This is a genomic window from Bacillus mesophilus (assembly GCF_011008845.1).
In the GTDB taxonomy this organism is placed as follows: Bacteria; Bacillota; Bacilli; order Bacillales; family SA4; genus Bacillus_BS; species Bacillus_BS mesophilus.
In genome coordinates this window covers 20,747-42,867 of the sequence record NZ_JAAIWM010000005.1, presented here as the reverse complement: position 1 = coordinate 42,867, position 22,121 = coordinate 20,747, and the positions used below count along the sequence as shown (strand labels likewise).

Annotated in this window: 16 protein-coding genes; 7 read left to right on the top strand and 9 right to left on the bottom strand. The window is 38.0% G+C overall.

Annotation, left to right across the window (positions count from 1 at the left end; translation table 11 throughout):
• The first annotated feature begins 340 nt into the window (after positions 1 to 340).
• Positions 341 to 1,837: a C40 family peptidase gene (locus tag G4D63_RS14195; protein WP_239585992.1), complete on the top strand. Its 1,497-nt coding sequence runs from the start codon at positions 341 to 343 to the stop codon at positions 1,835 to 1,837.
• 53 nt (positions 1,838 to 1,890) lie between these two features.
• Here G4D63_RS14195 and G4D63_RS14190 read toward each other — a convergent pair whose 3' ends face one another.
• Positions 1,891 to 4,020 carry a peptidoglycan D,D-transpeptidase FtsI family protein gene (locus G4D63_RS14190; RefSeq protein ID WP_163180342.1) on the bottom strand — a complete coding sequence of 710 codons (2,130 nt, stop codon included), beginning with the start codon at positions 4,018 to 4,020 and terminating at the stop codon, positions 1,891 to 1,893.
• 166 nt (positions 4,021 to 4,186) lie between these two features.
• Complete coding sequence (locus tag G4D63_RS14185; protein ID WP_163180341.1) at positions 4,187 to 5,095, bottom strand: helix-turn-helix domain-containing protein; 909 nt, start codon at positions 5,093 to 5,095, stop codon at positions 4,187 to 4,189.
• A gap of 355 nt (positions 5,096 to 5,450) precedes the next feature.
• Here G4D63_RS14185 and G4D63_RS14180 point away from each other — a divergent pair, with 355 nt between their 5' ends.
• The 4 genes from G4D63_RS14180 (at position 5,451) to G4D63_RS14165 (ending at position 8,359) form a co-directional block, all read left to right on the top strand.
• Positions 5,451 to 5,903 (top strand): hypothetical protein, encoded by a 453-nt coding sequence (locus G4D63_RS14180; RefSeq protein WP_163180340.1) that lies wholly within the window; start codon positions 5,451 to 5,453, stop codon positions 5,901 to 5,903.
• 156 nt (positions 5,904 to 6,059) lie between these two features.
• Positions 6,060 to 6,395 carry a single-stranded DNA-binding protein gene (gene ssb / locus G4D63_RS14175; RefSeq protein ID WP_163180339.1) on the top strand — a complete coding sequence of 112 codons (336 nt, stop codon included), beginning with the start codon at positions 6,060 to 6,062 and terminating at the stop codon, positions 6,393 to 6,395.
• A 305-nt stretch (positions 6,396 to 6,700) separates the two neighbouring features.
• Positions 6,701 to 7,513: a hypothetical protein gene (locus G4D63_RS14170; RefSeq protein ID WP_163180338.1), complete on the top strand. Its 813-nt coding sequence runs from the start codon at positions 6,701 to 6,703 to the stop codon at positions 7,511 to 7,513.
• Between the two features lie 363 nt (positions 7,514 to 7,876).
• Positions 7,877 to 8,359: a VanZ family protein gene (locus G4D63_RS14165; protein WP_163180337.1), complete on the top strand. Its 483-nt coding sequence runs from the start codon at positions 7,877 to 7,879 to the stop codon at positions 8,357 to 8,359.
• 203 nt (positions 8,360 to 8,562) lie between these two features.
• Here the strand turns inward: G4D63_RS14165 and G4D63_RS22115 are convergent, their stop codons facing one another.
• From G4D63_RS22115 to G4D63_RS14145, 5 genes are all read right to left on the bottom strand, one after another.
• Positions 8,563 to 8,688: a hypothetical protein gene (locus G4D63_RS22115; protein WP_275580314.1), complete on the bottom strand. Its 126-nt coding sequence runs from the start codon at positions 8,686 to 8,688 to the stop codon at positions 8,563 to 8,565.
• Entirely contained in the window at positions 8,688 to 11,459 is a 2,772-nt protein-coding gene (locus G4D63_RS14160; RefSeq protein WP_163180336.1) for a DEAD/DEAH box helicase, read from the bottom strand. Before G4D63_RS14160 ends, G4D63_RS22115 begins: the two co-directional genes overlap by 1 nt.
• Complete coding sequence (locus G4D63_RS14155; RefSeq protein WP_163180335.1) at positions 11,446 to 13,098, bottom strand: SWIM zinc finger family protein; 1,653 nt, start codon at positions 13,096 to 13,098, stop codon at positions 11,446 to 11,448. The genes G4D63_RS14160 and G4D63_RS14155 overlap by 14 nt, the downstream gene beginning before the upstream one ends.
• Positions 13,099 to 13,494: 396 nt before the next feature.
• The gene (locus tag G4D63_RS14150) at positions 13,495 to 15,039 is read right to left on the bottom strand and encodes a two-component system sensor histidine kinase NtrB (protein ID WP_163180334.1); all 1,545 of its coding nucleotides are present in this window, start codon (positions 15,037 to 15,039) and stop codon (positions 13,495 to 13,497) included.
• A 347-nt stretch (positions 15,040 to 15,386) separates the two neighbouring features.
• Positions 15,387 to 17,093 carry a triple tyrosine motif-containing protein gene (locus G4D63_RS14145; protein ID WP_163180333.1) on the bottom strand — a complete coding sequence of 569 codons (1,707 nt, stop codon included), beginning with the start codon at positions 17,091 to 17,093 and terminating at the stop codon, positions 15,387 to 15,389.
• 380 nt (positions 17,094 to 17,473) lie between these two features.
• Between G4D63_RS14145 and gloA2 the strand changes: the two genes are divergently transcribed.
• Entirely contained in the window at positions 17,474 to 17,863 is a 390-nt protein-coding gene (gene gloA2 / locus G4D63_RS14140; RefSeq protein ID WP_163180332.1) for an SMU1112c/YaeR family gloxylase I-like metalloprotein, read from the top strand.
• Positions 17,864 to 17,905: 42 nt separating this feature from the next.
• On the opposite strand, the gene G4D63_RS14135 is transcribed toward gloA2, so the two are convergent.
• Complete coding sequence (locus G4D63_RS14135; protein WP_163180331.1) at positions 17,906 to 19,144, bottom strand: MFS transporter; 1,239 nt, start codon at positions 19,142 to 19,144, stop codon at positions 17,906 to 17,908.
• Positions 19,145 to 19,384: 240 nt separating this feature from the next.
• Between G4D63_RS14135 and G4D63_RS14130 the strand changes: the two genes are divergently transcribed.
• A complete protein-coding gene (locus tag G4D63_RS14130; protein ID WP_239585999.1) occupies positions 19,385 to 20,569 on the top strand; it encodes an ATP-binding protein in 1,185 nt (394 codons plus the stop codon).
• Positions 20,570 to 20,655: 86 nt separating this feature from the next.
• Here the strand turns inward: G4D63_RS14130 and G4D63_RS14125 are convergent, their stop codons facing one another.
• Positions 20,656 to 22,035 carry a Glu/Leu/Phe/Val family dehydrogenase gene (locus G4D63_RS14125; protein ID WP_163180329.1) on the bottom strand — a complete coding sequence of 460 codons (1,380 nt, stop codon included), beginning with the start codon at positions 22,033 to 22,035 and terminating at the stop codon, positions 20,656 to 20,658.
• Between the last annotated feature and the right edge of the window lie 86 nt (positions 22,036 to 22,121).

Here is a 22,121-nt window from a genome sequence, read left to right as displayed (position 1 = left end):
GCATCCTGCAGGCCTCCGACAAGCAAATGTTCCTTTGAGAAAAAAAGGGTGAGGTTTCCCTTTTATTCTCAAAGGGTTATCCCGGTCTAACTGGCGCTAACTAAAGGAATACAAAAAAATAGTTTGAATTAAAGCGCCAGTAAGACCCCGATTGGTTCAACTAACCATCAGAAAATCACTGATGGAAGTTTCACTGTATCTGACCTAGGAAAAAGTGTACTTCCTTTTTCCCTCGAGGGGCTGGGCGCTGGAGCTAGACATAGACAAAAAAACTTATGATTTTTTAACTTTTAAAAAAGCCACTAATAGAGGAAACTAAGCAAAAAGGAGGAAACGTACAATGATTATGAACCATCGTATTGAACAGGATGGCACAATTCTCCTGTTTCTAGATCCTTCGTTAACCGAATTTGCGGACGAATATAACACCTCTGGACCGGAGAGAAAAGTAACTCTACAAGCTAGTGTAATGGAGTATATAAAAGAACGTATTCCAAATACAAATGGTAGTCTTATCAAAGTTATGATGGGAACCATTGTCATTACAACATTAGCTTTTGGTGCGGGGAATACCTTGACGGCACAAGCATCTGAAACAACCTCTGTCACCACTCAACAAAATAAATATGTGGTTCAAGCCGGTGATTCTCTATCACTTATTGCTAAGAAACTCAATACAACTGTTACTAGCATCAAACAGCTTAACAATTTAACGTCCGATGTTATTTTTGTAGGACAAACGTTAACTATTCCAACAGGAAACATAGTCACAACATCTCAAACTGCGACCTATACCGTTCAAGCTGGAGATTCTTTATCAGTCATTGCAAAGAGGTATAACATGTCACTTGATCAGTTAAAACAACTTAATGCTTTGCCCAATGATATGATTTTCGTGGGTCAAACTTTGAAGGTAGCGGTGGACGCACCTACTACTGTTCCTACTCAAACCTATACGGTTCAATCAGGAGATTCCCTATCGGTTATTGCCAAAAGATATAATCTATCAGTCGATGAACTTAAACGAATCAATAACCTACCGAACGATATGATTTTTGTCGGGCAAACTCTTAAGGTAACAAGTACAACTTCATTACCAGATTCACCAACAGAAGTTCCAACAACTTATAAAGTTCAATCCGGCGATTCATTATCAGTAATCGCCAAACGATACAACCTAACAGTAACTCAACTTAAGACAATCAATGGTTTAACTTCTGACAATATTTATGTGGGACAAACACTAAAGCTAACAGGTATTACTACTGAGTCTACAGTTACTACCTATAGAGTCCAATCGGGAGATTCCTTATCGGTCATTGCAAAAAAGTTTGGAATTACAACTACACAGCTTAAGCAAGCCAATAACCTAACGACAGATCATATCTTTATTGGTCAAACCTTAACAGTTCCAAGTGGAGGTACCACTACTGAGCAACCTGCACCACAACAGCAATCGATGCAACAAGTAAAACTAGCAATTGTAGAAGATTCCAAGAACTACCTAGGTATCCCGTATGTATGGGGTGGAACCACAACAAGTGGATTTGATTGTTCAGGATTCTTATATTATATGTTCAATAAACATGGAGTCGATATGCCACGAGTAACATCAGGTGATTATTACCAAATGGGAACTTCTGTATCAAAAGCAAACCTGGAACCCGGGGATCTTGTCTTTTTCGGGGTAAACGTGCCAGGTGTTGTATCCCATGTTGGCTTTTACATGGGTGATAATCAATATATTTCAGCTACAAACTCTAAAGGAATTGCAATTTATTCTTTAGATAATCCGTATTGGTCTCAGTATTATATGGGGGCTAAGCGTGTGATTTAGATATGTAGTTAGCAAAAGTAAAAGCACCCATATGAGAATGGGTGCTTTCATAGTTATTCAGTAGTTTCTCCCTCAAGATTAGGGTCGTTTTCAATAATTACATTTGGGTCAGCAACGGCTGGACCATTTTTACTTTTAAGCTCATAATATTTAGCAAGAATTCTTTGCCCAATCTTCTTATTCACCGGGTTTGTATCTTTGTCTAAATAAGGTACTACTATTGAAAAGGCAACCTCAGGTTTATCAAAAGGAGCATAGCCTACTAGTGTAAGGTTATAAGTAGAATGGGTAATAACTTTCCCATTTTTCCTTTCAAATATAAAGGACTGAGCAGTTCCAGTTTTTCCAGCTGGGTTAAAAGAGTTATAAGGAGCAGAACCAAAAAAACTAGTTGCTGTACCACCCGATTCCTGCATCACACGTCTAAAACCTTCTTGGACACGAGCTAAATGTTCGTCACTCATATCAATTTTATTTAACACAACAGGTTCAAAAGATTTTGCAATAGCTCCGAGCGTATCATCATTCGTCGGTTGGCGAATTTCTCTAACAAGCTGTGGTTGTAATCGGTAGCCTCCATTGGCAATCGTTGATACATACTGTGCTAATTGAAGTGGAGTATACGTATCAAACTGACCAATGGCAAAGTCAAGCATTAGACCAGGATTAGATAGGGTTCCCATATATCCAGTACTTTCAGAAGGTAAATCAATACCTGTTTTGACACCAAGGCCAAACTGATGGAAATAGCTTCTAAACTCATCAAGTGCAGCAGGTCTAAGTGGTAAGGACATATAAGGGCTATAACTTACACCCATCAAACGTAAGGCAATATTAAACATATAAACGTTTGAAGACTTCTTTAAAGCATTACGATCTTCAAGAGAACCTAACGTACTATATGAACTCTTCTTAACAGGTCCCTTAAAATACATTGTTCTATCGTAAATATGCTCTCCGGGACGGATAAGTCCCTTTTGGAATCCAGTTAAAACTGTAGCTCCTTTAACCGCGGAGCCCATTGTGTAAGCACTTGTAAAGGTCCCAAGTGCATGGTCATCAACAACATATTGCCCATTTTCCCTAACAAATTTGTCCTTATCTTTCTTTAACGTTTTACCTGCTAGAGATAAGACTTCCCCTGTCATTGGATTTAACATCACAACATATGCACGATCAAGGAAGGTTGCACCGCCTGAGTTTTTGGCCGTAAGTAATTCCTCTTCCAAGATCTTTTCGACCTCTGCTTGGAGTTCGAAATCTATTGATAGAATTAAATCATTTCCACTAGTTCCATCGTGTACGACTTTCGTTTCTAAAACATTTCCAGCTTTGTCGGTCACATTACTAATGGTTTTCTTTTGACCGGATAGAACATCCTCATACTGCTCTTCAAGCTGACTCTTACCAACTCGATCATCACGACTATAGCCCCTAGCTAAGTAATAATCTAACTTATCCGCAGGGAGTCCTTCATCAGCAGAAGTGATATCACCCAAGACTGAGTCTAATATCGTAATATGTGGGTCACGGTCCCAGTCTGTCGTAATATCGATATTAGGTAGGCTTGCAAGTTGCTCACTGATTACAGCAAGCTCTTCATTGGTAATACCTTTTTTAAGAATTTTAGGTGTTAAAGAAGCCCCTGCAACCATTTCGCGGAAAAAGGAAACAACTTCTAGTTCTTGATCACTTGCCTTTATCGCTTGTAAATCCTCCTCGGAAATTTTGTCTAGCAGAATATCATAAGCCTTTTTTTCTTTCTTTTCCTCTGCTGATAGTTTAGCATCAGCTAGATCAGGCCTAGTTAATATCCAATAATCCTTAAAATCACGCTCGGTTATTTTATCGTACCTTTTCTTATCCTGTTGAATAAGTTCAGCAAGGGTTCTTGCAAGCTCTAACATTTCCTCAGGCTTCGTACCTTTTGGTTTCGTGTAGGTAATTGCATTTTTGGCCATATTATCTACAATCACACGATGCTCACGATCGTAAATAACGCCACGAGGGACAGAGACACTAACCTGCATATTCTCCGTACGATTAACCTCTTTCTGATAATCCTCACCATACACAATCTGAACAACGCCAAGTCTCATGATCAACGCAGCAAACAACAAGAAAACAACAAAAAACAAAAAGTTCAAGCGAAAAGGGACATGTGTCTTCTTCTTTTTATTCATGTACCGTACCTTCCTATATATAAAATTAAAGCTTAAATTCTGTAAAAAGTAGCTCTGCTTAAAGTGTATCATATAATGAAGATTTTCATGTTATAACTACTATTTATTATAAGAATTAATTAAGGGAGGAGTCAAAGGAACATAAAGTAAAAAAGGATAGAAAGATCTATCCTTTGAGTTTGTCTTCAATTTCTTTTAATGCTGCTTTTGCTCGTATTAAGCTTTCTTCATCATCATTAACAATAAACACTTGAATAGCCTTTTGTGTATTTTCTTTGGCAACTAAAAATTGTTCTTTAAAGAAATGGTTAAAGGCAAGTTGATAATAAAGTTCACCTAGAAGGTAATAGTAAGTATTCTGCTTGCAAATGGAAATCCCTTCTGAACAGCTATTGATTGATTCATTATAATCTCCTGTAGTTGATAGAGCCTTGGCTAAATTATAAAGCAGGCGAATTTTTACTTTCTTTTTTATTGGAACAGGGGCGTGCCTAATTTCCTTTAATGCTGATTTATAAGTTGAGATAGCTAAATCATAGTTACCAGTTTCAAAGGATATGACTCCAATGCTGTTTTTAATAGATAATTCTTGCTCTGTGATGTATTTTGGAGGTGTATAGGTTAAGTCTAAAGCTTGTTGGAAGAGGTCGTGAGAAAGATTAAAATCTTTTGTTAGATGAAATGTACAAATACCTTCATGCCAAATTAGGAATTGTAGGTTTTGTTTGTTGTTATAGAATGATGGGTTCTTTTTATGTATTTTAATCATTTTAAAAACGATTTGATATTCTCTCTTTTCAACTAGTTCTCTGACATTATTCTTAACACCTAAGACAAATTCACTATCGGTGTTCTTGGCTATTTCAAAGAAGTAATTAACATCAATTCCAAGCCTCTCTGCAATCAAAAATATTTTGTCCCATAGACCATATGTATACCCATTTTCGATTCTACTTAATTGTGCCTGACTTATGATGTCTCCATTGTCACACAAAGCCTTTTGAGTTAATCCCTTTAATTTTCTTAAATCTTTAATCGCAGGACCAATCTTATTAAAGTCAGGTTTAAATGCCATTCATATCTCTCCTTAGAAATATTCGAACTCATAATAAATTGCATAGGAATTGTTGAAAAATTGAGAAAAATGTAGATAAACCCATAATAACCTAAAAAATTGCCGAAAGAACCATTTTTTTATTTGAGTTATGATATTTTTATAAATCAGAAAGGAGGATGTTAAATATGAAGAAATGGTTATTAGGTGCAATTATAGCTTTTACAGTTATTGTAGGATTTTCAGGTGTCTCTTTTACACAATCTGCTGATCCATTACCTCCTGAGCATTCAAGAGCATAATCAATTTAAAAGAACTGGATGACGCCAAAATTCCCACATCCAGTTCTACCCCAAAAAAGTTAAGGAGGCGCTTAGTGGAGGATTACTATCTATCTGATATACGAGTTTTTGGTCTTTCTAACAATCGAAATGAACAAAAGGGTCCCGTGCACTTGCAGCTAAGTAATCAGGATTCGCAGGGTGATGCCTCTATGAGATTTAATCAAGCAGTCTTTCAATCAGCTAGAATACTGGCAAAGGAAGATCTACCTCATGTTAAGGAGTCTGTGCGTAGCTATCAACCTATGAAGGCACCATCCATTGAGCTTGTCTATTTATCTAAAAAGGGTGATTGCGGTGTGAGTGCAACCATACTCTTCCATAAATCTGGTCCCTCTGTTATTTGCTACTCCAAAAGTAACCCACAGAAACAATCCAATGATGAGCCCATACAACCAATTAAAGCATTACAAGGTTTATGTATAGGCTATGAAAATCGTTATTCCTATTTCACTCTTCCACATGTCGAAAAAAATTGTCAAATCTAGTAGATTTTTATTTTTGGGATCAATCATGTTACGAAAATTTAATTTTCACTAAGTAGAAAATGATATTTTTTGAACCAAATCTATTTTCAATGACAGAATTTACTGATTTTACCAATGAATCAACCTGAATTATGATAGCGATGAGGAGGCGATCAGATGATCAATAAGGTGATATTAGTAGGAAGACTCGTGAAAAGTCCAGAATTAAAGTACTTAGAGGATGGAAAGGCGGTCACATCGATTACACTAGCCGTTAATCGCAATTTTAAGAACCAACAAGGAGATTATGATACAGATTTCCTAAACTGCACACTATGGCAGAAGAATGCTGAAAACACAGCAAACTATTGCCAAAAGGGTTCAGTCATCGGAGTAACAGGCAGAATCCAAACTAGATCATATGAAAATCAAGAAGGATCAAAGGTTTATGTAACAGAAGTTGTCGCAGAAGGTGTGAAGTTTTTAAGTACCAAAAAAGAAGTAGCTGTATAGCATAACAAATATTAAATGAAATGAAAGGAGGAATGTGGAGAACCTCTTTTACGGCAAATAAACATTCCTCTATACCCTCATTAGAAAGAATCAATGAAACGAACGAACCTCTACTCTAGCCTGTTATCATAGCTGATGACAGGTCCCCATTCTTGATACTAGCCATCTACATGGCTAGTTTTTTTTGATAAGTATTCCGGTTTTAGGCTGAGGTTGTTAAATTGCTAGACCAATGCACCTTTTTGTCAGTCTAGATTGATTACACATTTAATCTTTGATATATAATAAGAATGGAGGGTGTTGTCATGAGTAATGAAATGAAAATGATACTTGAAAAGCTTGAGCATATACAAAATGGACAGCAACAGACAAATGTACACTTAGAAAGCCTTGAACAAGGGCAAAAACAGACTAATGAAAGACTAGTTAGTGTGGAAGAAAGACAGGAACGGACTGGAGATAGACTAGAAAAGATTGATCATACATTACAGAATACAGAATATAGATTTAACAAAATAGATGAAGCGCTTGAGAGGTCTGAGGATAGATTTGATGGAATTGACCAAGCTTTGCAGAAGGCAGATGTCAGATTTGACGGGATCGACCAAGCCTTGCAGAAAGCAGATATCAGGTTTGATGGGATCGACGAAGCCTTGCAGAAGGCGGATAACAGATTTGATGGAATTGACCAAGCTTTGCAGAAGGCAGATGTCAGATTTGACGGGATCGACCAAGCCTTGCAGAAGGCAGATGTCAGGTTTGACGGGATCGACCAAGCCTTGCAGAAGGCAGATGTCAGATTTGACGGGATCGACCAGGCGTTGCAGAAGGCAGATGTCAGATTCGATGGAATCGACGAAGCCTTCGAACAAACGGAGGTCAGGTTTGGTGAAATTGAAAATGCCTTTAAACGGACGGATGGAAAATTGGATTCCTTAGAAAAAGGTCAGCAGGAAATAAAAGACTTGATGAAGCATCATATGACTTTACTGACAGAAAACATGACATCAATGAGGAGAGATCTCGGTAGACGAGTAACTGATACCGAAGCAGACGTAAATCTATTATTTAAAGAGGTAGAAGAAGTAAAGAGATCTGTTAATAAACTAGAGAAATAATAGTTTCGACATACTTGGAATACTTTCCTAATGATATGGGTATACCTAATAAAAAGCCCATGGGAAGTGATACAAGTGGACTTCGACTACAAGGAAAATTTCTCGGTAGGTATGCTCTGGGGAGTCTCTCTTAGCATTCCATTATGGATTTCGATTTTCGGTTGGATTAAATTAATTCGTTACCTTCTATAAAAAGTGTCTGAGCTTACTCAATAAGAGTAGGCTTTTTTAGTTAATTAGGTTTCAAAAGCTTAAGAAAAACTAAGAATTATCTTCGTATAAGTGCTTGGCACTAGCCAAGCCTTTCTAATTTTATTTTTCTATAGTAGACTCTTATTATTGAATATAAAGGTGGAAATAAGTATGCGTCAGTTTACATATTGGATTCCTGTTATCGTAATTGCAGGGATTATCTTTTGGTTTTCATCTCAGCCATATCAGGAGCAGGATGTGAAGCCTTTTTTATCGGATTTTATAAATGAGCAATGGGTGAAAGTGACCTTTGATTGGGTCCAATTTGATTATGCTGGATATCTTGTAAGTGTAGAAGCGTTAGGTGCTTCCTCCTTTATTGAATTTTTTATCCGAAAGGGAGCACATTTTGGGGTGTTTTTCGTTCTCGGCTTCTTTACTATTCGGGCTAGTTTATTGACATTTTTAAATACCCGTCCAGTTACTGGCTTCATTACCTCATTCTTATTTGTGATTTTATATGGAGTTTCAGATGAATTACACCAGCATTTTACCGGTGATCGAACTCCGCTCATTCATGATGTGATGATTGATAGTGTTGGTGGTTTAGTTGGAATTATCATCTATATGCTACTATTTGGCCGGAAAAAATAAATCCCCAATCCAAAACGGAGAGGGGATGTTTTTCTTGTCATGACAATTATAAAATTTTTCATTTGTGAATAACTAATCTTAGTAGATAGTAATCCGGCTCCAGCGCCCAGCCCCTCGAGGTCAAATAACCCTTGAAGAGTAAAAGGGAAAGATCACCCTTTTTCTCTTCAAGGAACATTTGCATGTCGGGGCTACCAGGGCGCTTACGCCTTTTGTTCTTTGTTTTTCACTTTACGGCTCATTGCTTCATACAATTGCTGCCATTCCTTTGCTTTGTCACGGTGCTTTGGATTTATAACAACGGGCTCTTTCGCTTTCTTCTTCGCCATTAGTCTTCACTCCAATCAGCCCGTAAAGAGAATAGTTCATGAAGATCTCTCGTGGATAACTCGGTAATCCAGCCTTCACTTTGGATGATTTCATCATTCAGCTGCTGCTTTTTCTCTAGCATATTATCGATTTTTTCCTCAAGCGTACCAGCTGTAATGAGTTTATGGACATGAACGAACTTTGTTTGGCCAATTCGATAAGCCCGGTCGGTTGCTTGGTTTTCAACAGCAGGATTCCACCAGCGATCATAGTGAATGACATGATTTGCGGCTGTTAGATTTAAACCAGTTCCACCGGCCTTTAGTGATAGAATCAAGAAGCGCTGTTGACCCTCTTGGAATTCGTGGATAATTCGGTCACGTTCCACCTTTGAGGTGCTACCATGCAAAAATCGAACTGTGGTGTTAAACTCTTCCTCTAAATAGGTCCGAATCATATTCCCCATATTAATGTACTGTGTAAAAATAATACAGCTCTCCTGCTGATCATGAATATGCTGTGTAAGCTCTGCTAGTTTTTCCATTTTATTAGAGCGGGTTAGAATATTTTTAGGTAATTCTTCTTTTAAATAAAGGCTAGGATGGTTACAAACCTGTTTTAGCTTACTTAGCATTTTTAAGACTAAACCTTTACGCTGCATACCGGATAGACTTTCGATTTGTGAAAATGTATCCTTCACAAGCTGCTCATACAAGGATGCCTGCTCAATGGTAAGTGAGCAGTACTCTTTCTGCTCCTGCTTATCAGGAAGATTTAGCGCAACATCTTCATCCTTTTTCGTTCTGCGAAGTAGGAAAGGTCGGATCATTCTTTGAAGCTGATGAACCTTTTGTTCCTCTTGATCGCGTTCGATTGGGATCACATAGCGCTTGTGAAATTGGTGCAGACTTCCTAAATAGCCTTTATTAATGAAATCATAAATGGCCCACAGCTCAGACAGACGATTTTCCATCGGTGTACCGGTTAAGGCAATATGATGTTCACCCGTTAAACTTCGAACTGAACGGGATTGCTTTGTATCAGCATTTTTAATATTCTGCGCTTCGTCAATACAAATTGTACTCCACTTAATTTCTTGAAGCTCTTCAACATCTAAGTGCGCTAAACCGTATGAGGTTACAACGATGTCAGCATTCTTGATTACTTTTTGAAATGCCTCATCCTTCTTTCGGTTTGACCCATAATGTAAGTGAACCTTTAAGGATGGAGAAAACTTTTCAAGCTCCTTTTGCCAGTTCCCTAAAACGGAAGTAGGGCAAATAATAAGAGCAGGTTGCTTCGGTTTCTTCTGTTCTTTTACATATAAGAAGTAAGTAATCATTTGGACCGTTTTACCAAGACCCATATCATCAGCTAGACAGGCACCAAATCCGAAGCTTCGTAAAAATAATAGCCATTCTACACCATGTTTTTGATAAGGGCGAAGCGTACCTTGTAGCGATTCAGGGATTTCAACCGATGGAAGCTGCTTTACTTCTGTTAGCTTTTTAATCATGCCGGCCAACTGATCGTTTAACTCGATTTGAATATGTCGGAAAAGCTGCGCACTTTCTAGTTCTTCTAGACTCTTCTCTTTATCCTCTTCAAGTAACTCTTGCTCAAGTACGTCCCAAAAACGAAGTCCTTCTCTGTTCGCTTTTTGCATGATCGTTTGAACCTGCTTGATAAAGCCGGGGTCCAGGCGAATCCAACGGCCTCTAATATTAATGAGCCTTCTTTTTTCATCAACAAGCTTCGTAAATTCTTCTTCGGAAATATCCACACCATTTGTGGATAAACGCCAATCATATTGAATAATGGCATTCATTCCTACAAAGGACTGTCTAGAAGAGCTAGGTGTATTTTTAACCTTTGCTTTTAAAGCGAGCTGAGAATCTTTAATCGACTGCCACCAAGATGGAAGAAGAATTTCAATTCCTGCACCCGTTAGCATCGTGCTTGCCTCCGTTAAAAATTCAAAGGCTTCTAGTTCTGATAAAGTGGTTTTAAGTTCTGCTTTATTATTTAGCCAAGGTACCATAGCAGTGATCCGCTCAATTGATTTATCAATAGCTTGTGTATCTTCTTCATATAACTCACGAACCTCATTGGCTAGGAGAATTTCATCAGGAGCTTCTTTATCTCGTAAGATTACAGATAGCTTCCAGTCTTCGCCCTCCTCGATCGGCTCTTCTAGCTGTAAGCCCACTCGGAACCTAGACGAATCTTCCTTCCAGCCAATTTTCAACAGCCAATCCTCTTCATCAACGGCTACGCCACTTCTTCTTAAAAGTGGATACCTCGATTGAAGCTCTTTCCATAATGACCGGAGCTCCTCATCTGATTCGATATATTCCTGAATAGCCGCGCTAAACCACTGTCTTTCCGTATCCAAAAGTGTGAGGTTGGTATGCTTCCAACCGATATTTCCAATCTTCCATTCCTCAAAATCTGGCATAAAGTCTCCATGAAGAATAGCGTCCATTAGTGAGCTTGCAACGCTCTTGAATTGTGTAGCTTGATCTTCCCATGAGAGTGGAATAAGGGAGTTGTAATATGGTTGTGAAAAATAATCTAAAGCCATCCAGGGTGAAAGAAGAATTCCTTCATACCTTTTCCATTCAAGCTTTTTTACAAAAGTGCCGTAAAAGCTAGCCTCATGACGGGCAAAGGCAGCGTCCTTCCACTCATCAACACTGAGGTCACGACCTTGTTCGTTTTCAACCCAAATAAAGATTCCCTTAGATTCTATATATTCAGCTTTCCCAATCAATGGTTTAATCTCGATCATGGAGCAGCTTTCCTTTCTCTAATTCCTCTTGCAATGCACGAAGTCGTTTATGTTCATGTGCTAATTTACCAATAAATTGATCCCAACGATCAAGCTGCTTTAACTGACGATAATGGGTGCGAAGCTTTTTTAAGTAGCGAACAGCAAGCTTATAAGCAGGTCTGGTTTTTTGCTTAATCGCATCATTTACAGCACGATGATAGAGTGGAACTAACACCTGACGATCGGCTTGTTCAATTTGCTTAAGAAGTTCACGACCATGCTCGGAGATATCAAAACCAACAAGCATCTGTAAATCAGCCCACGTTTGATAATCTTCTTCATGTAAAAGGAAGTCATTATATTCCATATAACTGTAAGGAAGAAGTGATCTCATCGCATCCACGTACAGTCTAGATTCTTTATTCTGGTGTGTATGTTCAGCAAAAATCGGTAAAAACTGACGAGTTAAATTTCGCTTCGAATGGTAATCGACCATCGTTTGGTTATAATCTTTTAATAATTGTAAAGAGTGTGATAACCAAACTTTCTGCCGATGAAATTCCTTTGAATTACCTAACGTACCTGCCCAAAAATAACAGAACTTTATATAATTACCTTGAATTTTATGTAATAAATCCACTGCTTTTTGATCCTGTTTTTGAAGATAGGCAAGATGAGTCAAAGCAAATTGACAGTCTACAGCCTGCGACTGCTTTCTAGCAATAAAGTCTTCCTGCTTTTTAAGGAGAGAAGTTTCCTCTTCCAAAATCCATTCTTTACGATTTAATAAGGTATTCCAAGTTATAAAATAAGCCATTAACCGCTCATATTGATATTCGTTTCCGCAAAAAAGAAGCTGACTGATGGTTTCTTTCGTTTCTAATAAAAGTCCATCGGATACTAAAGGAAATGCAAGCTTTTTGATATCAACCAAACGTTCATGAATAATATCAAGTAGCTGATTCACATAAGGATACACATAATTATCCTTACTACTAAGTGATAACCTAGATTGCTCTGACTCCTCTACAAGCCGTTGCATCGTATAGCTAGCAGCATGAACCGTATACAACTCCTTAAAAAACGGAGTCACCGGTGCTTTCAATCGTAACTGATTAAAAAAGTTCTTATACAACGACTCAAACTGAAACATCGCATTAAACGAGAACCGGTTATTCTTTTCTTTTTCTTTATATACATGGTATTGCTTCTTATAAAACGAATACCAGCTTCCTACCGACTCACCATACTCTTTTTTCTCTTCTTCCTCATTTGCTAGTCCTTTAGACCTATTCGTAAGAGGGGTTACCTTTTTATTCTCTTTCCACTCCTGAAAGAACACACCAACACGATCAACCATCGCATAAGCATAAAAAAACACAGCCAACTTATGACGACAAATACCATTAACCGAACACGAACAATGACTCAATGCAAAAACGTCCAAGTCCAGTGTGACATCGTACACTTCTTCCTCTTGCACCTTTCCCTCAATATACCGTTCCTCCATCACCGCATTATACACACGGCCCTGGCGATATAAATTCAAGCCTTTCTTCATCTTATCCCGATCGTAATCAATATCAGGACTCAACTCACCCTTTATCTCATTCGCACAATAGTGGAGCTGCTCTTTCACTAAATCACTCTGAAGCACACTAATCACCACGTTCCTTATCCGATTTCAAAATTCAATAAGTTCAAAAAAAATCCATTCCCTTATTATACCTCAAATCGGGACACGGGGACAGGTACCTTGTCCCAGAAGGGTAGTTGGTGTGGACTTTTGGTATGGAAAAATTTGATTTCAATTGCAGTTTCAGAGGAGTTTTCGGTAATTATAGAGTGTTTTAGGGGGCGAGAGGGGTGAAAACAATGCGGGATAACTGGGGATGAGTAAAGCATGCTTTAGACAGTAAAGAAAAGTTATCTACCAAGGTTACCTAAGGCCCTTACCAACTACCTTACTTTCCTCGATTGTCTTAGATATAAACCAAATAAAATCAAAAAAGAGTACCTTAGAATTTAAGGTACTCAATTATCAATTCATGCCTCATTGGGACAAGGTACCTGTCCCCGTGTCCCTACTCAACGGCAACGTGATTACAAAAGTTGTTCCATTTTCTGAACTTGAATGAAGCTTAATTTCTCCCTGGTGATTTTCGATAATTCGCTGAACAATAGTCAAGCCCAAGCCTGTACCCGTCTCTTTTGCGGTTAAAAATGGATCAAAAATGTTCTTTTGTAGATTCTCAGGGATTCCCGAACCAGTATCCTCAATATATAGATGATAGAAATGTGAATCGACCTCAGAGTAGATTCTGATGGTTCCGGTGTGACCTATGGCTTCACTGCTATTTCGAATTAAGTTATAAATCACTTGAGTTATTTGCTTTGCATCTACATGTAAAGGTGTTCGATCCAAGTCAATCATGAAAGTTAGATCCTGAGATGGAGCAGATTCTTTTACGAGAGGAACAATTTCTTCAAGAAGATCTTGTAAATAAGTTTCTGTAATCATTGGCGCTCCTGGCTTTGCAATCAGTAGCATTTCTTCGATAATAGAGTTGATTCTATCAAATTCCTTTAGTAGTAAGGCAATATGATACTTCTCTCGATCGGCTTCATTTAACTCCTCATTAGCTAGTGTGATAAACCCTTTTATGACAGTCAAAGGATTGCGAATTTCATGGGCTGCACCAGCTGATAACTCACCAAGTAGTGCAAGTTTTTCAGATTGATGAATTCTTTTTTGTAGATAATCAACATCTGTAATATCAATAAAATAAAGAATTTTTCCAATATGATCTTCCTGATGATTCAACAGCTTTGCTTGTGAAGCTAGCAATTGATAAGACTGCTGATCATCTAGAAAGGGTAGTTTTACATTCGTGTTTATTTCTTCGGAAGCTAGAAACTCCCAAAAGCTATGATTAGTAGGCTGTTTTTGTTTCTTGATAGCTTTATAAACCTCACGCTCGTCCATGTTTAAAAGCTTTTTTGCAAACGTATTTAAAGTGAGAGACTCTTTATATTGATCCAACGTAATAATCCCAATCGGAAGGGAATTTAAGATTTGCTCTCGGTATATTTTATCATTCGTCACATTATCCACCAGAAATTTATATTCTCTGAACCCAAGCGATAAAGAAACGATTACACACGTAAAAATTACTAGCCCGGGAATAGGTGAGGCACCTAGTAGAATGGTTAAAATTAGGGCTAATGCTAGAGTGACCAAGTAGGTTGAATACCCATCCTTAATAAGTGACTTTGCAATTGAGAAGGTTCGGTCCCCAGTCGCTATTAAAAAGTACAAGCCCACAAGTAATACATTGCAAAGGAAGTAAGAGAGTAAAGTGATAAAGTAGGAATGGGTATTTGCTAAATCAAAAAGACCAACAGTTCCACCCGAACGGGTATACGCAAAATAAGCAACAGCGATCGTTAATGCATAGGTTGAAAAATTAAACAAATGCTTCCATAGAGCCGTTTTGTGTCTGATTACAGCATCAACAACACTACTAAAAAATAAGATAGTAAGAGCCATGTCGATTCCGTAAATAAAGATTATTGCTAGATATATAGCAGAATCCATCGAAAGACTATTCCCTAAAGGGGGAAGGAAGACAATATAATAATTCAAAAGGGCGATCGCGATAATTACTAATAGAAAAAATATAAAATGAGAGGCTGGTAGAAGTTTTGGTAAAGTAAAGTGATTATATAGCAAAATAAAGCTAAGAAGAATAGTAGTCATTAAGTATAATTGCGTTCCTAATTTAGGAAAGGGGAAATTCTTCACTTACATCACTCACATGTCATTTCAAGGATAGTTACTATGATTAGTATAGTAAAAAATACCCATTTCTGCAATTGGTACCTTTTGTATTTGAGCACAATAAGTAGCCGTTATAAACCCGAAAAGGTATAACGGCAACAAGTTTAAATCGCAGTCTTTTTTACAAGAAACGGACCTCTTCTACCGACCTGCACTGAAGAAGGTAACACTGCTTGATTCATAGTTGAGTTATAGAATATATAGGAAACCTCGCGAAGATCATCATATTCATCTACTGATAGGTTGTGCTTCACTTCAATTTTCACCTTATATATCCCTGGAGATGAAGGAGACCACTCTAACTCATGGGAGGTAGAATAGCTTTGTAACACCTTCCAATCGTTTCCGTCAAAAACAGAGAACTGATACTCCACATCTTCAGCTTTAGTTGCAGATAATTCAACTTTACTTTTTACTAATTGGATGCCCTTAACATTCGTTGTAAGATCACCTACGGTAGCGGGCTCATATATGGTGAAGTCTACTACTTTTTCTGAATCAAAATCTTCCTTACTTAATGTGTGCTTGACGAGAACCTTTACTTGATAGTCACCAGCTTTATTTGGATTCCAATTAAGGCTAGACTTAGTGGAATATTCCTGAACCGTATTCCAACTTCCTTTTTCGAAAACCTGAAATTTAAACAGATTGGTAGAATCGTCTTTGGATTCAGCTTTTACTATGATAGAAGAATGAATGGGCTGAGGACTAGTAACATCCGCATTCAAAGAGGTTAAAGTAGCTGGTTCAAAGATCGTATATTCCAGTTCTTGTTCTTCATCAAAATCTTGCTGTGAAAGGGAATGCTTTACCCGCGTTCTAATTTTGTAGGTACCAGCATTTTCTGGCTTCCAATTATACAATCCTTCATCTGAATAATCCTTTAGAACAGTCCATTCACTGCCGTTATATAAAGAGTATTGGACGAGGTTCTCTGTATCACTATTTGTTGTGGTGGAAAATGCAATTTCACTATGATTAGGAAGGGGGCCTTCTTTTTCAGAATCAAATGTTTCAATGGAAGCTGGAGTATAAACATCATAAGTAATTACTTTTTCATCATCAAAAGCTTTATCTGAAGAAGTACTTTTTGCTTGGACTTTAATTTTATAAGACCCTGCTTTCTCAGGCTTCCAAGTAAAAGAGGAGGACGTTGAAAAATCCTGAACCGTTTTCCATTCACCACCGTCTTGAACTAGAAAACGATAAGTTGATTTTAGATTAGCTTTGGCAGATACAACGATATTTGTCTGAAGAGGCTGAGGACTTTTTTGATCAACAGAAACCGATTTTAGCTTACTGTAGGGTGTATAGTTTTTTGATACCGCAATCGCTTCGAAGGATTGGGACGTATTGGTAATGACAACAGTGGCATACAGATCAACTCGGTCAAATAACCAACGAACATCATCATCAAACATTCTAACGCATCCTGCACTCGCATACGTACCGATTGATGCAGGATTACTATTGCCATGAATGGCATAAGTAGTTCCATAAGTCCCGCGGGCATCAAGCCCTAGCCAACGGTCACCTAACGGATTATTCGGATGCCCACCAGGAATATTCTCTTTATAATACGGGCGATTCTTTATCTTATTAACAATTTGAAACGTCCCTTCAGGGGTATAACTCTGGCTTCTCCCAGTTGCCACTCTAAACGTGGCAACATGCTTTCCATTTTCAAAAAATGCAAGCTGATTTGTCCCTTTATTAATAATAATCAGCTGATTTCCAGTCTCAGCCTCAATCATGCTAGTTCCTAAGAAAAGACTCATCAACACAATAAATGCCCCAGTAAGCTTTTTCATGTCTTCCCCCTAAAAATCGCTATTACTACACGATATGAGGGAGGAGAGTTGTTATGCATAATACGACCTATATTTTGGTAAATGTTGGGACAGGTACCTTGTCCCAAATTTAATCTATAAAACAAAAAAACAGCACGAACAAAATTGTCATTGCTAGTCTTACTCCTGTTACATAATCTCTACTACATTTCGTTCAACCATACGCCCCCCTTTTTACTAACAAGCACCACCTAGAAGAAACAAATACATTTGCAAAAAGGATTTGATTCATTGCCGAATCTAATGCTAATGAATCAACCGGTTTAAAGATTATTAAAGTAAGTAGGGGATGTGGTAATATCCAAGATAACAAACTCAAAAAAAGGCAGGAACATTTTCCAATGAAACTAACAAAAATCCATCATGTTGCAATTATTTGCTCCGATTACCATAAATCAAAAGACTTTTATGTGAAAAAGCTGGGGTTAACAATTTTAAAAGAAACATATCGAGCGGAACGTGATTCTTATAAGTTGGATCTTAAAGTAGGACACCACACACAGATTGAGTTATTTTCTTTTAGTAGTCCTCCCCAAAGACCTAGTTACCCAGAAGCAACTGGTCTTCGTCACCTAGCTTTTGAAGTCGAAAATATTGAAGAGGCAGCGAGGGAACTTGAATCACAGGGTATCGCAGTGGAACCAATTAGAATAGATGAACTGACCGGAAAGAAGTTCACTTTTTTTGAAGATCCCGATAAGCTTCCGTTAGAGCTCTACGCAAGAACATAAAAAGGCATGAGTTCATCTAAATGAACTCATGCCCCCTTTATTTTATTCCTGACTCCACTCTTTCAACTGTTGATCGGTTGGAAGTAGAAGCGTGAGTAAGCCTAATAACGGAAGAAACGAGACCGCCACCATCGTTGTGGTTAGCCCTATTGCATCAATTAATACGCCGAGTGCGACAGATCCAATTGCTCCCATCCCAAAAGCAAGACCTACAATCAAACCGGACATCGTCCCAATTTTTCCTGGAAGTAATTCCTGTGCATAAACCACCGTAACCGAGAAGCTTGACAGCAAAATAAACCCTATAATACCTAAAACGATAAAGGCTAGAGTTGGGCCTACAAAGGGTAAAATGATTGCAAGTGGTGCAACTCCTACTAAAGAAAGGAATATCATTTTTCTTCGGCCAAATCGATCGGCCAATGGACCTCCGAAAAATGTACCTGCAGCACCGAACAGTAAGAACACAAAAATATAGATTTGTGATTGGGCAATCGTTACACCATAGGATTCCATCGTGTAAAATGTGTAAAAGTTTGAGATTGCACTTCCATACCATGAGCGAGCAAACACGATCAAAATGAGGATGAGTAATGCAAGTTTAATAGCTTTAGAGATAGAGTGCTTTTCGGTTTGTGGAACTGTGATTACTTTTTTAAAAGTAGATTGAACACGCAAGTTCTGTGAATACCATTTTGCGATATACAGTAAAAGAATGACCGCACTAGCTGCGACTAGTGTGAACCAAATCGCACCAAATTGGCCAAGCGGAACAAGAATCAATGCGGTAATGATAGGTGCCAAAGCCTGACCTGAATTTCCACCAACTTGATAGATAGATTGTGCCAAGCCTCTTCTGTTTCCAGCTGCCATATGGGTAACGCGAGATCCCTCAGGGTGAAAGATGGCTGAGCCAAGTCCAATAATAATGGTGCACATTAGGATCATTTCGAACGAAGGAGCCAAAGCTAACCCTAAGATCCCAATCATACTAAAAGTTAACCCAATTGGAAGCGCAAATGGAATAGGACGTTTATCAGTGTACCAACCAACGGCCGGTTGCATCACAGAAGACACGATATTCATGGAAAATGCAATCAATCCGAGTTGAGTAAATGTTAACCCCATTGATTTTGCAAAGATCGGAAACATAGCAGGAACGACCGATTGTAAGGTGTCATTTAACAAGTGACAAATACTTAAGATGAATAGGATGTTATACGTTGTTTTCGTATCAACCCGTCCTGTTGGTAGTACTTTATTTGTGGACGCAACAGCCATTTTGCTCTTCCTTTCCGTATGTTCATAGATATATAGAGTATAAGGACTTTTATGATGGAGTACAAGGGACATGGGGACAGGTACCTTGTCCCACTGTATAAGATTTCTAATATTATAAGAGAATATAATGAGGTATAATTTACTAAGAGCAATTTCATCATTTGTAACAGCAACGAAAGGGCGTTTATCTTGACTGAGACTTTACTTATAAATTTTCTTTTTTTACTTTTTCCGGTCGTCATGTACCTAATTTTTTTTGATAATAAATTAAATTTTTATAGTCATAAAATCATTCTATTGTTATCCGGCATCTCAATGGTGCTTTGTATGACCTTTCCGATTCGATTGGAATTGGGTGCCATTTATGATTTGCGATATATACCGTTTATTATTGCTTCACTTTATGGAGGGTTTAAAACAGCCATTCCACTATACATTATTTTAAACGTCTATCGGTTTATTATTGGTGGTGAAGGTGTTTTTCTTTCTTTCTTATTCTCAACGGTTATTCTACTTTTAGTACCGGTATGGAGTAAAAAGTTTTTAACGCAACTTTCAGATAGACGTGTAATCATAGCAGCACTTGCTTCTTTTGGGACCATGGTTCTCTACCTGATCAATTTAAGTATGTTCTACGGGTCGCTAGATAAAAATTATTGGCTCATAACGGCGAATGTACTGACGATTCATGTAACTGGAACGATCGTGATCACAATATTAATTGAAAAAATCATCATGAATGTTAAAAATCGTGAAAGATATATGGAATCAGAAAGATTAAACCTGATCAGCGAGTTATCTGCTAGTGTTTCGCATGAAATCAGAAATCCACTGACTGTTACGAGTGGTTTTCTTCAGCTTTTAAATGAATCGAAGACGATTAACAAAGAGGAAAAGCAGTATATAACCTATTCGTTAGAAGAATTAAAACGGGCAGAGAAGATCGTTAGTGACTTTCTCTCTTTTGCCAAGCCACAGGCTGAAAATATGGTGTTCTCTAATTTGAAAGAGGAAATCGATTATGTGAATAACGTAATGAAACCATATGCTAACTATCATCAAGTAGACTTAGAGTGTCAGTTTTCTAACTCCTTATATATTAAGTATGACCAAAATCAATTGCGTCAGTGCTTGATTAATCTATATAAAAATGGAATTGAAGCAATGAAGGTAAACGGCGGTACCCTATCCATTCATGTGTCGGAACAAAAGCATGAGATTAAAATCAATATTGCTGACAATGGAATCGGAATGACAGAAGAGGAAATCTCTCGAGTAGGAAAGCCTTATTATTCGACAAAAGAAGAAGGTACAGGCCTTGGTATGGTAATGGTTTATACCACCGTTAACAAGCTTAAAGGTAAAATAGAAGTAAAAAGTGAAAAGGAGAAGGGCACCAGTTTCACAATAACCATTCCAGCATAGAGTGGGACAAGGTGCCTGTCCCTCTGTCCCAAAACAAAAAGAAGTAAACGACCATCGTTTACTTCTTTTTGTTATGCAAAAATAGGTTAATACAATTTCCCTTGACGATATAAAATGGTGGATAGCTTCACCACAGAGTGAATGTAACAGTTCTGTCGAAGCGGGAATGGATCACCAAAGAACTGAGGGAGGATGGTGTCCATTGTGGATTTCATTTTGTCGACTAGAAGTTTGAATACTTCTTCCTCGCTATAAAACTGCGTTTCACGACCTTGTAGCCATTCAAAGTAAGAAACGATCACTCCACCAGCATTTGCTAGAATATCTGGGATGATAATTACGCCGTTATCACTTAAGTATTCATCTGCTTCACTCGTAACAGGAGCATTTGCACCTTCTACAATTAATCTTGCCTTTACTTTTTCCATATTATCCTTATGAATTTGATCCTCTAATGCAGCAAGAATCATAACATCTACATCTAGATAAAGAACATCCTCGCGGTCACGAATTTCAGCACTTACGCCAGCTTCTGTTAACTGTTCTTCGGTAGTTGGTAAATCCCCATTATTCTCAGAAGTGAATTTTATAAGTGCAGGAATGTCTAAACCACTAGATTTGAATAAGGTGACATTTCGATCACTAACGGCCACTACTTTATTTTGTAAAAGGGTACAGTGATAAGCTTCGAGTGCCGCAACGGAACCAACATTACCAAACCCTTGTACAGCTAGTGTAAGAGGTCGGTCGGCATAGCTTAATGCGGTTTTAGCAAAAGCATTGTTTGTATTGTTTAATAGGGTAGATTGATTTTTTATAAAATCATGAAGCATATAACGTAAAGAAAAGTAAACTCCTTTACCTGTTGATTCTCTTCGTCCCAGTGAACCTCCATTGATTACACTTTTCCCTGTAAAGCTACCTCTATAAGGCTCACCAGGTCGAATACTTTTGTACTCGGCCATCATCCAATCCATTTCTCGTTCGCCGGAACCAACATCAGGTGCTGGAATATCCTTATCAGGCCCAAGTACATCGCTAAAATACTGCACATATTTTTTACAGATTTGATGTAATTCTTTCACGGAGAACGTCCTAGGATTGATCACCACGCCCCCTTTACCACCACCAAAAGGAACATCATGTAGGGCATTTTTTAACGTCATTAATGTTGCGAGATTAATCACTTCATCCTCATTCACCGATTCATGAAAACGAATTCCCCCCTTATAAGGCCCCAGCGCATTATTATGCTGAACTCGATAAGAAGGAATTCTCACAACCTTTCCATCCTCTAACGGTATTCTCAAAAAAGACTTATGCACATGATTGGGTGTAGAAAGGATAGCCACCAAAGATGTAAAAGCCTTTTGCCTAGCCTCATCCTGTAAATCCCTCAGAAATGATTCGTCCTTCATTAACGCGTCTAAGGATCGTTGTACAATTGATCCAGTTTGTCCACTCATCCAATTACCTCCAATTTAAGTAAGTACTATACAGTATTAACAAGAATCAGATTGTATACTGTACCCGATTTAGATGTTGGATAATC

Coding starts and splice junctions, on each gene's coding strand:
- G4D63_RS14195 (WP_239585992.1), top strand. CDS start 341: ATGATTATGAACCATCGTATTGAACAGGATGGCACAATTCTCCTGTTT.
- G4D63_RS14190 (WP_163180342.1), bottom strand. CDS start 4,020: ATGAATAAAAAGAAGAAGACACATGTCCCTTTTCGCTTGAACTTTTTG.
- G4D63_RS14185 (WP_163180341.1), bottom strand. CDS start 5,095: ATGGCATTTAAACCTGACTTTAATAAGATTGGTCCTGCGATTAAAGAT.
- ssb (WP_163180339.1), top strand. CDS start 6,060: ATGATCAATAAGGTGATATTAGTAGGAAGACTCGTGAAAAGTCCAGAA.
- G4D63_RS14170 (WP_163180338.1), top strand. CDS start 6,701: ATGAGTAATGAAATGAAAATGATACTTGAAAAGCTTGAGCATATACAA.
- G4D63_RS14165 (WP_163180337.1), top strand. CDS start 7,877: ATGCGTCAGTTTACATATTGGATTCCTGTTATCGTAATTGCAGGGATT.
- G4D63_RS22115 (WP_275580314.1), bottom strand. CDS start 8,688: ATGGCGAAGAAGAAAGCGAAAGAGCCCGTTGTTATAAATCCAAAGCAC.
- G4D63_RS14160 (WP_163180336.1), bottom strand. CDS start 11,459: ATGATCGAGATTAAACCATTGATTGGGAAAGCTGAATATATAGAATCT.
- G4D63_RS14150 (WP_163180334.1), bottom strand. CDS start 15,039: ATGGATTCTGCTATATATCTAGCAATAATCTTTATTTACGGAATCGAC.
- G4D63_RS14145 (WP_163180333.1), bottom strand. CDS start 17,093: ATGAAAAAGCTTACTGGGGCATTTATTGTGTTGATGAGTCTTTTCTTA.
- gloA2 (WP_163180332.1), top strand. CDS start 17,474: ATGAAACTAACAAAAATCCATCATGTTGCAATTATTTGCTCCGATTAC.
- G4D63_RS14135 (WP_163180331.1), bottom strand. CDS start 19,144: ATGGCTGTTGCGTCCACAAATAAAGTACTACCAACAGGACGGGTTGAT.
- G4D63_RS14130 (WP_239585999.1), top strand. CDS start 19,385: ATGTACCTAATTTTTTTTGATAATAAATTAAATTTTTATAGTCATAAA.
- G4D63_RS14125 (WP_163180329.1), bottom strand. CDS start 22,035: ATGAGTGGACAAACTGGATCAATTGTACAACGATCCTTAGACGCGTTA.